Source organism: Mangrovactinospora gilvigrisea (assembly GCF_001879105.1).
Classification (GTDB): Bacteria; Actinomycetota; Actinomycetes; order Streptomycetales; family Streptomycetaceae; genus Mangrovactinospora; species Mangrovactinospora gilvigrisea.
In genome coordinates this window covers 1-10,718 of record NZ_MLCF01000050.1, presented here as the reverse complement: position 1 = coordinate 10,718, position 10,718 = coordinate 1, and the positions used below count along the sequence as shown (strand labels likewise).

Annotated in this window: 10 protein-coding genes and 2 pseudogenes; 5 read left to right on the top strand and 7 right to left on the bottom strand. The window is 71.3% G+C overall.

The features are described from left to right. Nucleotides 1-21: 21 nt before the first annotated feature. The 4 genes from BIV57_RS10900 to BIV57_RS10885 all read right to left on the bottom strand — a co-directional run bounded on the left by BIV57_RS10900 (nt 22) and on the right by BIV57_RS10885 (nt 4,189). The gene (locus tag BIV57_RS10900) at nt 22-1,488 is read right to left on the bottom strand and encodes a glycosyltransferase family 87 protein (RefSeq protein WP_079170218.1); all 1,467 of its coding nucleotides are present in this window, start codon (nt 1,486-1,488) and stop codon (nt 22-24) included. Nucleotides 1,489-1,548: 60 nt separating this feature from the next. Next, the gene (locus BIV57_RS10895; protein WP_071656525.1) at nt 1,549-2,598 is read right to left on the bottom strand and encodes an alanine racemase; all 1,050 of its coding nucleotides are present in this window, start codon (nt 2,596-2,598) and stop codon (nt 1,549-1,551) included. A 29-nt stretch (nt 2,599-2,627) separates the two neighbouring features. Continuing rightward, nucleotides 2,628-3,746, bottom strand: a complete 1,119-nt coding sequence (locus BIV57_RS10890; protein WP_071656524.1) for a lipid II:glycine glycyltransferase FemX — start codon at nt 3,744-3,746, stop codon at nt 2,628-2,630. A gap of 146 nt (nt 3,747-3,892) precedes the next feature. Continuing rightward, the gene (locus BIV57_RS10885) at nt 3,893-4,189 is read right to left on the bottom strand and encodes a hypothetical protein (RefSeq protein ID WP_071656523.1); all 297 of its coding nucleotides are present in this window, start codon (nt 4,187-4,189) and stop codon (nt 3,893-3,895) included. Between the two features lie 300 nt (nt 4,190-4,489). Between BIV57_RS10885 and rpsF the strand changes: the two genes are divergently transcribed. The 4 genes from rpsF to rplI all read left to right on the top strand — a co-directional run bounded on the left by rpsF (nt 4,490) and on the right by rplI (nt 6,231). Continuing rightward, nucleotides 4,490-4,780: a 30S ribosomal protein S6 gene (gene rpsF, locus BIV57_RS10880; RefSeq protein ID WP_071656522.1), complete on the top strand. Its 291-nt coding sequence runs from the start codon at nt 4,490-4,492 to the stop codon at nt 4,778-4,780. A gap of 101 nt (nt 4,781-4,881) precedes the next feature. Continuing rightward, a complete protein-coding gene (locus BIV57_RS10875; RefSeq protein ID WP_071656521.1) occupies nt 4,882-5,499 on the top strand; it encodes a single-stranded DNA-binding protein in 618 nt (205 codons plus the stop codon). A gap of 31 nt (nt 5,500-5,530) precedes the next feature. Next, nucleotides 5,531-5,767, top strand: coding sequence for a 30S ribosomal protein S18 (gene rpsR / locus BIV57_RS10870; RefSeq protein WP_071656520.1), 237 nt, complete (start codon nt 5,531-5,533; stop codon nt 5,765-5,767). Nucleotides 5,768-5,784: 17 nt separating this feature from the next. Continuing rightward, nucleotides 5,785-6,231, top strand: a complete 447-nt coding sequence (rplI, locus tag BIV57_RS10865; protein ID WP_071656519.1) for a 50S ribosomal protein L9 — start codon at nt 5,785-5,787, stop codon at nt 6,229-6,231. Between the two features lie 86 nt (nt 6,232-6,317). On the opposite strand, the gene BIV57_RS10860 is transcribed toward rplI, so the two are convergent. Beyond that, entirely contained in the window at nt 6,318-7,685 is a 1,368-nt protein-coding gene (locus BIV57_RS10860) for an MATE family efflux transporter (protein ID WP_079170217.1), read from the bottom strand. A 577-nt stretch (nt 7,686-8,262) separates the two neighbouring features. Here BIV57_RS10860 and dnaB point away from each other — a divergent pair. Continuing rightward, nucleotides 8,263-9,588, top strand: a pseudogene (dnaB, locus tag BIV57_RS10855) (replicative DNA helicase); the annotation flags it as partial. Nucleotides 9,589-9,635: 47 nt separating this feature from the next. On the opposite strand, the gene BIV57_RS10850 reads toward dnaB, so the two are convergent. Next, nucleotides 9,636-10,463, bottom strand: coding sequence for a hypothetical protein (locus tag BIV57_RS10850; protein WP_071656518.1), 828 nt, complete (start codon nt 10,461-10,463; stop codon nt 9,636-9,638). Nucleotides 10,464-10,524: 61 nt separating this feature from the next. After that, a pseudogene (locus BIV57_RS25985) lies at nt 10,525-10,718 on the bottom strand (hypothetical protein); the annotation flags it as partial.

Sequence of the window (10,718 nt, the reverse complement as noted above, 5' to 3'; positions counted from 1 at the left end):
CTTGACAAACCATATTGGGAATCACTGACGGACCACCAGGGAGCGCAGCGTGAACCGGTCCGGGGCTCCGTCGAGCACGCCGCCCGCCGGGTCGTCGGAGCCGTCCAGGCGCACCGGGTCGCGGTCCGGGGCCAGGATGTCCCGGACGATCACGCCGCACAGGTACAGCGTGCAGAGGATGTGCAGCATGATGATCAGGTGGTAGCCGCCCTGCGGCAGCCCCTTGCCGTTCTCCACCACCGTCGCCGCCAGGTACATCCAGATCCCCAGGAAGTACAGGCACTCCCCGGCCTGCCAGATCAGCAGGTCGCGCCAGCGCGGCCGGGCCAGCGCCGCCAGCGGCACCAGCCACACCACGTACTGCGGCGAGTACACCTTGTTCGACAGCACGAACGCCGCCACCACCAGGAACGCCAGCTGCGGCAGGCGCGGCCTGCGCTTCGCCGCCAGCGCCAGCAGCCCCACCGCGGCGCAGCACACCACCATGACGATGCCCTCCCCCGCGTTCAGGGAGTCGATGCCCAGCGCCTTGCCGCGCTGCTGCATCAGCACCAGCCAGAACGAGCCGTAGTCCTCGCCCCGCGACTGGCTGAAGGTGTAGAACGTCGCCCACCCGGTGGGATTGGCGATCATCCAGGGGATGTTGACGACCAGCCAGGCCCCCGCCGCCCCCGCGGCGGCCTGGCCGAGCGCCCGCCAGCGGCCCGCCCGCCAGCAGAGCACCAGCAGCGGGCCGAAGATCAGCACCGGATAGAGCTTCGCGGCCGTCGCCAGCCCGAAGAGCACCCCCGCCCACACCGGGCGCTTGCGCGCCCACAGCGCCATGCCCACCGCCAGCAGGGCCACCGCGAAGAGGTCCCAGTTGATGGTGGCGTTGAGCAGCACCGCCGGCGAGAGCGCCAGCAGCGCCGCGTCCCACGGCCGCCGCCGATGGGTGCGGGCCACCGCCACCACGGCGATCACCAGGCACACCATCAGCATCCCGGCGTTCACCAGGTAGAAGATCTGCTCCCGGTGGACGATGTCGGAGTCCACCGTGCCGCCCGGCGTCAGCCACGCCGCGATCTGCATGAAGACGCCGGTGAGCACCGGGTACTCCAGGTAGTGCAGATCCGGGCTCACCTTGTCCGGCAGCCGGTCGACGTACGGGATCTGCCCGCCCGCGAAGCCGCGGCCCTGGTAGAGGTGCGGGATGTCGCTGTAGCAGGCGTGCACGTACTGGGCGTTGGCGCCCTGGAACCAGTCCTGCGCGTAGCACGGGTACTTCTGCACCATGCCCAGCGCGAAGATCACCACCGCGCACAGGGCCATCACCCGCAGCGGCGTCCAGAACGACCCGTCGCCGCGGCGCGCGAAGCGGATGCGGCGGCCGGCCGGGCCGCCGATCAGCTCCGAACCTGCCCGTGCCACCGGATCGTCCACCGTCGGGCACACACGATCGGTGCCGGCCGGTCCCCTGTCGGGCTCTCCCGTGCTCGTCGAACTCATGGCGCACAGTCTGCCGTACCGGCGTGTCGGCGATCCGTCAGCAAGCCGGACGGCACCTCGCTACGGGCGGGACTGCCAGCCGTCCACCAGCCGGTCGAAGGTCGTGGTGGTGTGCCGCAGCCGGGCCGGCAGCTCCTCGCCGACCTGCGGCGGCTGCGTCTCGGAGGAGACGAAGAGGATCGACACCTGCATGTGCGGCGGCTCCGCGAACCAGCGCTGCTTGCCCTGCCAGAGGAACGGCGAGAGCGTCCGGTTGACGGTGGCCAGCCCGGCCCGTGCGATGCCCTTGGCCCGCGGCGCCAGCCCGGCGACCGCCTTGGGCGCCTCCAGGCCCACGCCGTGCGCGGTGCCGCCGGCGACCACCACCAGATGGCCGTCGGACGGGGCCTTGTGCTGCCGGTAGCCGAACCGCTCGCCCTTGGCGACCGGGACGACGTCCAGCACCATGCCGCGGCACTCGATCGCGCCGTGGTCGCCCAGCCACAGATGGGTGCCGATCCGGGAGCGGAACCGCACGTCGGGGTACTGCCGCTGGAGGCGGGTGAGCTGATCCGGCGTCACATGGGAGACGAACATCGACTGCAGCGGGAGCATCGACGCGCGGATCGCGTCCACCCACTGGGCGATCTCCGCGACCGCGTCCGAGCCGTCCGGCCGGTCCATCGGCATGTGCACCGCGAAGCCCTCGATGCGCACCCCGTCGCCGATCAGCGCATGCAGCTTGCCCAGGTCGCCCGGGGCGATGCCGTGCCGCTTCAGGGACGTCATGCACTCCACCACGATCCGCGCGCCGCGCAGATGCGCCGCCCCGTCGACCGTGGATACCGTGCGCACCACGCGGTCGGGCAGCGGCACCGGCTCCTCCTGGATCCGGTACGGCGTCAGCACCATCAGATCGCCGGAGAAGTAGTCCTTCACCACCGCGGCCTCGTGGGTGGTGCCCACCGCGAGGGTGTCGGCGCCGAGCAGCGCCGCCTCCTCCGCCAGCCGCAGATTGGTGAAGCCGTAGCCGTTGCCCTTCGCCACCGGCACCAGGCCGGGGTAGGCCGCGACCACCGACTGCTGGTGGGCGCGCCACCGGGCGGTGTCGATGTAGAGGGAGAGCGACATCAGCCCCTGATCTCCTTTCGGGTCCTGGTTCAGCGGCGCGACATGTAGAGGTCGAACGCCTTGTACATCAGCTTGTTGATCGGGAAGTCCCACTCGCCGATGTACTCCGCCGCCTGACCGCCGGTGCCCAGTTTGAACTGGATGAGACCGAAGAGATGGTCGTCCTTGTCCAGTGAGCCGCCGATTCCGCGCAGGTCGTAGACGCTGGCGCCCATCGCGTAGGCGTCCTGCATCATCCGCCACTGGATGGCGTTGTTGGGCTGCACATGCCGCTTGTGGTTGGCGGACGCCCCGTAGGAGTACCAGACGTGCTGGCCGACGGTGAGCATCGTGGTGGCGGAGAGCGCCTCGCCCTCGTGGACCGCCAGGTACAGGCGCATCCGGTTCGGGTCCTCCGCGTTGAGCGCCTGCCACATCCGCTGGAAGTACGACAGCGGGCGCGGGATGAAGTGGTCGCGCTCCGCGGTGACCTTGTAGATCTCGTGGAAGATCGGCAGCTGGTCGTAGCCGCCCTGCACCACCTCGACGCCGGCCTTCTCGGCCTTCTTGATGTTGCGGCGCCACAGCTGGTTGAAGCCCTTGAGGATGTCGTCCAGGCTGCGCCCGGCGAGCGGCACCTGGAAGACGTAGCGCGGCTGGACGTCGCCGAAGCCGGCCCCGCCGCTGTTGTCCTGCTGCCAGCCGGAGGCGCGCAGCCGGCGGGCGAGGCCCTCGGCGCGCGGGTCGAAGAAGGCGGGCTGGACGTCGGCGAGCGCCTTGGCCGTGTCGTCCGCGATGGCCTTCTTGATGGTGGCGGAGTCCCAGCGGCGGATCACCGCGGGCGGGCCCATCTTCACCGCGAAGGCGCCCTTGCGCTTCAGGTGCGCCAGCATCGGGTCGAGCCAGCGCTGCAGGTTCTCGTCGTACCAGTCGATGACCGGGCCCTCGGGCATGTACGCCAGGTACTTCTTCACCTTGGGGACCTGGCGGTACAGCACCAGCGCCGAGCCGACGATGTTGCCCGCGGCGTCGAACCAGCCGAGGCTCTCCGAGCCCCACTCGGCCTTGACCCCGCCCCACGCGGGCACCTGCATGTGGCTGGCGGAGGGCAGGCCCTTGATGAAGGCCAGGTGCTCCTCGGGGGAGATCGGGCGGAGGCTGAGGCTCATTGCGGGGCGCTCCTCGCGGGTACAACGGCGGACCACGGCAGCGTACCCGTGCCGGTTGCGCGCCGTGGCTGTCCCTGTGCCGCCCTGCGCCGCGGCGCCCCGCCCGGGCGGCCTCGCCGTCCGAGGGGGCGCCGCTGCGGCGTGTCTCAGAGGACTCCGCCGTGCGCGATGCCGAGCCCGAGGCCCACGGCGGCGGCGCCCATGCCGATGACGTTGACGAAGCGCTCGCCGCGGGTCTCCGAGATCATCTGGGAGACCGCGCCGGTGCCCAGGCCGACCAGGCCCGCCCAGCAGGAGACCACGTGCAGGTGCGGCCAGAGCGAGGTGACGATCGCCAGCAGGCCGGCGAGGGCGGTGACCACCGCGAGCGCGTTCTCCCGCGGATGAGCGCGGCCGTCGGTGTTGAGGACATGGTGCTGGTTGCGTGCGACTGGCTGTGCCATGACACACCTCCTGTGACCACGGTTCTGAGGTTCTGATTGAGGTTTTCCCCCAAGCTAGAGCCGGAATGCACCATTCACCCCCGGACAGGAGCGACCGCGTGACCGCGCGCCGTCCACAGGCCCCGGGACGGGGATTTCGTCCGGGTTGGGGGCAACCGGTACGCTGTCCTCTCTGCGACGGTGCCTGCTGCGCGCCACGCTCCTTCGGTGTCAGTGCCGCGGAGTACCGTTGCGACGCAACAACGACCCTCCTGCCACGGAAATACCGTGGCCGTGAGTCCAAAGGAGGTGGGTTCCCGCATGCGTCAGTACGAGCTGATGGTGATCCTCGACCCCGAGCTCGAGGAGCGTGCTGTCTCCCCGCTGATCGACGGTTTTCTCAAGGTTGTCCGCGATGGTGGCGGCAACGTCGAGAAGGTCGACACCTGGGGCCGGCGCCGTCTCGCCTACGAGATCAACAAGAAGTCCGAGGGCATCTACTCGGTCGTCGACCTGAAGGCCCAGCCCGACGTCGTCAAGGAGCTGGACCGCCAGCTCAACCTGAACGAGTCGGTGCTCCGCACCAAGGTCCTCCGCCCGGACACCCACTAAAGGGTTCCGGTTCGTCGGCCCAAGTCCGACGCGCCCGACCGTTCATCCACCCGTCCGACCCCGACCCGGAACACCCGTAAGCCACAGGGAAGGCACGCACCATGGCAGGCGAGACCGTCGTCACGATCGTCGGCAACCTGGTCGACGACCCCGAGCTGCGCTTCACCCCGTCGGGTGCGGCCGTTGCCAAGTTCCGCGTCGCGTCCACGCCGCGCACCTTCGACCGCCAGACCAACGAGTGGAAGGACGGCGAAGCCCTCTTCCTCACGTGCAGTGTCTGGCGGCAGTACGCGGAGAACGTGGCCGAGTCGCTGCAACGCGGCATGCGGGTCGTCGTCACGGGGCGCCTGAAGCAGCGCACCTACGAGGACCGCGAGGGTGTCAAGCGCACCGTCGTGGACCTCGACGTGGACGAGGTGGGCCCGGCGCTTCGCTACGCCACCGCGAAGGTGACGCGTGCCAACCGCGGCGGCGGTGGCGGCGGCGGCTTCGGCGGCGGTGGCCAGCAGGGCGGCGGCGGTCAGGGTGGCGGCGGCTGGGGCGGCGGCGGTGGTGCCGCGTCCGGTGGTGGCGCTCCGGCGGACGACCCGTGGGCAACGGGCGCTCCGTCCGGCGGCCCGCAGGGCGGCGGCCAGAGCGGTGGCGGTCAGCAGGGTGGCGGCGGCTGGGGCGGCAATGCGCCCTCCGGCGGCGGCTTCTCCGACGAACCGCCCTTCTAAGACTTCTTGATCATCGTAATTGGAGAAAACCATGGCGAAGCCGCCGGCACGCAAGCCTAAGAAGAAGGTTTGCGTGTTCTGCAAGGAGAAGATCTCCTACGTCGACTACAAGGACACGACCCTGCTGCGGAAGTTCATCTCCGACCGCGGCAAGATCCGTGCCCGCCGGGTCACCGGCAACTGCACCCAGCACCAGCGTGACGTCGCCACGGCCGTGAAGAACAGCCGTGAGATGGCGCTGCTGCCCTACACCTCCACCGCGCGCTGAGAGAGGATGACCGAAAAATGAAGATCATCCTTACTCACGAGGTGGCCAACCTCGGTGTCGCCGGCGACATCGTGGAGGTCAAGGACGGCTACGCCCGCAACTACCTGATCCCGCGGTCCGTTGCGATCCGCTGGACCAAGGGCGGCCAGAAGGACGTCGACGCGATCCGCCGCGCCCGCCGGGTGCGCGAGATCCAGACGCTGGAGCAGGCGCAGGCCGTCAAGGGCGAGCTCGAGGCCCTGACGGTCCGCCTGGAGACGCGCGCCGGCAACACCGGCCGCCTCTTCGGCGCGATCACCCCGGCGGACATCGCCGGTGCGATCAAGTCGGCCGGGGGCCCGGACGTGGACAAGCGCCGCATCCAGGTCTCCGCGCCGATCAAGGCGCTGGGCCAGCACAAGGTTGCGGTCAAGCTGCACCCCGAGGTCGAGGCCAACCTCGGCGTGACGGTCGTCGGCGCCTGACGCTGACGGCACAGTCGACAGGGCGGCGCCCCCGGGACGGTTCTTCCGTTCCGGGGGCGCCGCTCTTCCGCGTGTGCGGCCGGTCGTCAGGGATGCACCGCTCCGGTCACCTGCCAGTGGCCGGTGCGGATGCGGAGGACCAGGAAGACGCCGCGGCTGACGATGAAGAGCAGCATCGCCCACCACAGGCCGTCCAGGCCCAGGCCGAGCGTCGGGACGAGCAGCGCGAACGGGGTGAACAGGACCAGCGTGCCGAGCATCGCCCAGGCGAGGAACGGTCCGTCCCCGGCGCCCATCAGGACGCCGTCGAGGGTGAAGACCACCCCGGAGAACGGCTGGGCGAGCGCGACGATCAGCAGGATGCCGAGCAGCAGGTTGCGCACCGCCGGGTCCGAGGTGAAGAGCGGGATGTAGAGCGGGCGGCCGACCGCGACCAGGACGCCGAGGACCACCCCGACCAGCACGCCCCACTGCACCATCCGCCGGGTGGCCGCGCGGGCGGCGGGCGCGTCGCCGGCGCCCAGCCGGTGGCCGATGATCGCCTGGCCCGCGATGGCCACCGCGTCCAGGCCCATCCCGAGGAAGTTCCAGATGGACGTGGCCACTTGGTGGGCGGCGATGGCGTCGTCGCCGAGCCGGGTGGCGACGCCGGCGGCGATGACGATGACGGCGCGCAGCCCCAGGGTGCGGATGAAGAGCGGCACGCCCGCGGTCGCCGAGGCGCGGATCCCGGCGGTGTCCGGGCGCAGGCTCGCGCCGGAGGCGCGCGCCCCGCGGACGGTGACGGCGAGGTAGACCGCGGCCATGCCCCACTGGGCGATGACGGTGCCCAGCGCGGAGCCGGCGATGCCCATCCCGGCGCCGTAGATGAGGCCCAGGTTGAGCGCCAGGTTGGCGGCGAACCCGGCGACCGCGACGACCAGCGGGGTGCGGGTGTCCTGCAGCCCGCGCAGCACGCCGGTGGCGGCGAGCACGATCAGCATGGCCGGGATGCCGAAGGCGCTGATCCGCAGGTAGGTCTCGGCGTGCGGGGCGGCGTCGGCGCCGGTGCCGAAGGCGCAGACGATCGGCCCGGCGAGCGCGGCGGTGGCGGCGAGCAGCACCGCGCCGAGGCCGACGGCGAGCCAGATGCCGTCCACGCCCTGGCGGATGGCGCCGGCCCGGTCGCCGGCGCCGAGCCGGCGGGCGACGGCCGCGGTGGTGGCGTAGGCGAGGAAGACCAGGACGCCGACGAGGGTGGAGAGCACCGTGGAGGCGACGCCGAGGCCGGCGAGCTGGGGGGTGCCGAGGTGGCCGACGACGGCGGAGTCGGCCATCAGGAAGAGGGGTTCGGCGACGAGGGCGCCGAAGGCGGGGACGGCGAGTCGGAGGATCTCGCGGTCGTCGGGCCGCAGCAGGGGGCGCGGGGCGCGCGGCAGGGGCGCTCGTCTGGTCACCGGGCCGACGGTAGTCATCCACAGGTAAGTGGCACAACTGTGGATGGGGCATTACTTGCGGCTCGGGGCGGCGCTGACGACTGGTCACGTCCGTCCCGATTGGCGCGATCTTGGGCGGCGGGGCGCCAGTTTTTTCCCTGCACAGCCGGTGGATGGCGTTGTCGCAGGTGGGAGCGGGTGGCGGCGGGGGCTCCGGAAGTAATTCACAGCGTTGTCCCCCGCTCTGTCCACAGCTTCGGGCGGGTTGTGCACAGGCTTGCGGACGTTGTCCACATGCCCTGTGGATAACCATCTTGGCCGATGGTGCGGCCGGGGCTTAGCGTGAAACGCCGCGAGGTGCCCCCGTGGCGGGGGGATGTCCGAGGCGTGTCCTATACCGGAACCGAGCACCGGAACAAGCGGGTTCCCCCGGAGCCATGTTGCGTACGGGGTCCGGGCCCGCGATCGGGGAGACTGGTCTGCCGCGGTCCCCGGCGCGAGCCGGCGGCGGCAACACGAGTACGAGGCCCGGGCGTTCGGCGGGCGGAGCGGGAGGGCACCGGTGAACGGGCCAGAGCAGGACGGCATGCCGGGCGAGGGTCCCCGCGGGGGCGGCTTCGACCGCGTCCCGCCGCACGACATCGCGGCGGAGCAGTCGGTGCTGGGCGGCATGCTGCTGTCCAAGGACGCCATCGCCGACGTGGTGGAGGTGCTGCGCTCGGCCGACTACTACCGTCCCGCCCACGAGACGATCCACAACGCGGTGCTCGACCTCTACGCCCGGGGCGAGCCGGCCGACCCGATCACGGTCGCCGACGAGCTGGCCAAGCGCGGCGAGATCGAGAAGGTCGGCGGGCGGTCGTACCTGCACACCCTGGTCTCCTCGGTGCCGACGGCGGCCAACGCGGAGTACTACGCGGAGATCGTCCGCGAACGCGCGGTGCTGCGGCGGCTGGTGGAGGCCGGCACCCGGATCGCGCAGATGGCCTACGCGGCGGACGGCGACGTCGACGGCATCGTCAACGGCGCCCAGCAGGAGATCTACGCGGTCACCGAGCAGAAGGCCAGCGAGGACTACGCGCCGCTCAGCGAGATCATGGAGGGCGCCCTCGACGAGATCGAGGCGATCGGCTCCCGTGCGGGGGAGATGACGGGCGTCCCCACGGGCTTCACCGACTTCGACTCGCTCACCAACGGCCTCCACCCCGGCCAGATGATCGTCATCGCGGCCCGTCCCGCGATGGGCAAGTCGACGCTCGCGCTCGACTGGGCGCGGGCGTCGGCGATCAAGCACGGGCTGCCGAGCGTCATCTTCTCGCTGGAGATGGGGCGCAACGAGATTGCGATGAAGCTGCTGTCGGCGGAGGCGCGGGTGGCGCTGCACCACATGCGCACCGGCTCGATGACCGACGACGACTGGACGCGGCTGGCGCGCTGCATGCCGGAGATCAGCGAGGCGCCGCTCTACATCGACGACTCGCCGAACCTGACGATGATGGAGATCCGCGCCAAGTGCCGGAGGCTCAAGCAACGCAACGACCTGAAGCTGGTCATCATCGACTACCTCCAGCTGATGCAGACGGGCGGCTCGCGCCGGCCGGAGAGCCGGCAGCAGGAGGTCTCCGAGATGTCGCGTTCGCTGAAGCTGCTGGCGAAGGAGCTGGAGGTGCCGGTGGTGGCGCTCTCGCAGCTGAACCGTGGTCCCGAGCAGCGCACCGACAAGCGGCCGATGGTGTCGGACCTGCGCGAGTCGGGCTCGATCGAGCAGGACGCCGACATGGTCATCCTGCTGCACCGCGAGGACGCCTACGAGAAGGAGTCGCCGCGGGCCGGCGAGGCGGACGTCATCGTCGCCAAGCACCGTGGCGGCCCCACGGCGACGATCACCGTGGCCTTCCAGGGCCACTACTCGCGGTTCGTCAACATGGAGGGGATGGGCTGACGCCCGGGGCGGGAGCGGGGCGTTTCACGTGAAACGGCGCGACGCGGTCAGGCGGCCGGGGGCTGGTCGAGGACGGAGAACGTCCAGCGGTGGGTGGTGTGGACGACCGGGGGCTCGGCCGAGCGTTCGAAGAGGGCCGCCTCCAGGCGGTCGCCGTGCAGGGCTAGTTCGGCGTGGAAGCGCCAGTGGGAGGAGGACGGCGTCGGGTCGGGGAGGCCGGTGAGGTCGACGAGGTCGGCGAGGCCGAGGTCGGGGGCAGCGGCGCGCAGCGTCGTCCCGTCGACGAAGAGCAGAGTGTCGTCGGGCAGCCGCACCGGCTCGCTGCACTGCCCGTCGCGGAGCGCGGGGCCGCGCTCGACGGTGCCGTCCTGGTGGAGGCGCACCAGGTGCGACTCGGTGGGGGTGTTGCGGTCGCACTCCAGCACGCGGACGGAGCCGTCCGGGTCGGGGGCGTAGTGCCCGAAGGAGTGCCAGGCCTGCTCGATGGAGCCGTCCGGCCCGTGCTGCCAGGTGTCGAAGGTGCCGTAGCCCTCCAGGCCGATGACGAACCGGCCGCGGTCGCCGGGGAGGGCCGCGCCGCGCTCCCCGCGGAGCTCGGCGACGAGGGAGTAGGGCGCGGTGGGGGCGGTGTCGAAGAGCAGCGCCGGACCGAGGAAGCCCCAGGCGTGGTAGTCGACGGTGTGGGTGAGGACCAGCAGGCGGTCCCCGGAGCGGTGCGCGCGGGCCGGGTGCAGCCGGGGCGGTATGTGCGCCAGCAGGCGGGGCCCGAGGCGCGGCACCGGGTCGGGGACGAGCCGCGTCCACCGCTGCTCCGTGCGGTGGTCGAGGACCGCGAGACGGGGGTGGGGGCTGTGGCCGCGGTTGCGGAGTCGCATATCCGACACAGTAGTTGACGGAGCGTCAGCAGCGTCAGGGGGCAAGGTGGATTGGTCCTGTTCAGCGGCTCAGCAGGGGGCGGAGGGCGGTGGCGATGACGATCTGGGCGTCGAACCAGTCGGAGTGCGGCTGGGCGCCGGGGCCGTGGTCGCGGACCGCGTCGGCGATGTCCCAGAGGCCGTTCTGCAGCACCCGTGCCAGCGTCCAGGCGACCGCCCGGTCGCGCGGCAGGCCGAGGCGCTCGGTCATCAGGT

Bases quoted from the DNA above. Each gene is read 5' to 3' on its own strand.
- BIV57_RS10875 (WP_071656521.1), top strand. From the start codon at position 4,882: ATGGCAGGCGAGACCGTCGTCACGATCGTCGGCAACCTGGTCGACGAC.
- BIV57_RS10885 (WP_071656523.1), bottom strand. From the start codon at position 4,189: ATGGCACAGCCAGTCGCACGCAACCAGCACCATGTCCTCAACACCGAC.
- rplI (WP_071656519.1), top strand. From the start codon at position 5,785: ATGAAGATCATCCTTACTCACGAGGTGGCCAACCTCGGTGTCGCCGGC.
- rpsR (WP_071656520.1), top strand. From the start codon at position 5,531: ATGGCGAAGCCGCCGGCACGCAAGCCTAAGAAGAAGGTTTGCGTGTTC.
- BIV57_RS10860 (WP_079170217.1), bottom strand. From the start codon at position 7,685: ATGACTACCGTCGGCCCGGTGACCAGACGAGCGCCCCTGCCGCGCGCC.
- BIV57_RS10895 (WP_071656525.1), bottom strand. From the start codon at position 2,598: ATGTCGCTCTCCCTCTACATCGACACCGCCCGGTGGCGCGCCCACCAG.
- BIV57_RS10890 (WP_071656524.1), bottom strand. From the start codon at position 3,746: ATGAGCCTCAGCCTCCGCCCGATCTCCCCCGAGGAGCACCTGGCCTTC.
- BIV57_RS10900 (WP_079170218.1), bottom strand. From the start codon at position 1,488: ATGAGTTCGACGAGCACGGGAGAGCCCGACAGGGGACCGGCCGGCACC.
- rpsF (WP_071656522.1), top strand. From the start codon at position 4,490: ATGCGTCAGTACGAGCTGATGGTGATCCTCGACCCCGAGCTCGAGGAG.
- BIV57_RS10850 (WP_071656518.1), bottom strand. From the start codon at position 10,463: ATGCGACTCCGCAACCGCGGCCACAGCCCCCACCCCCGTCTCGCGGTC.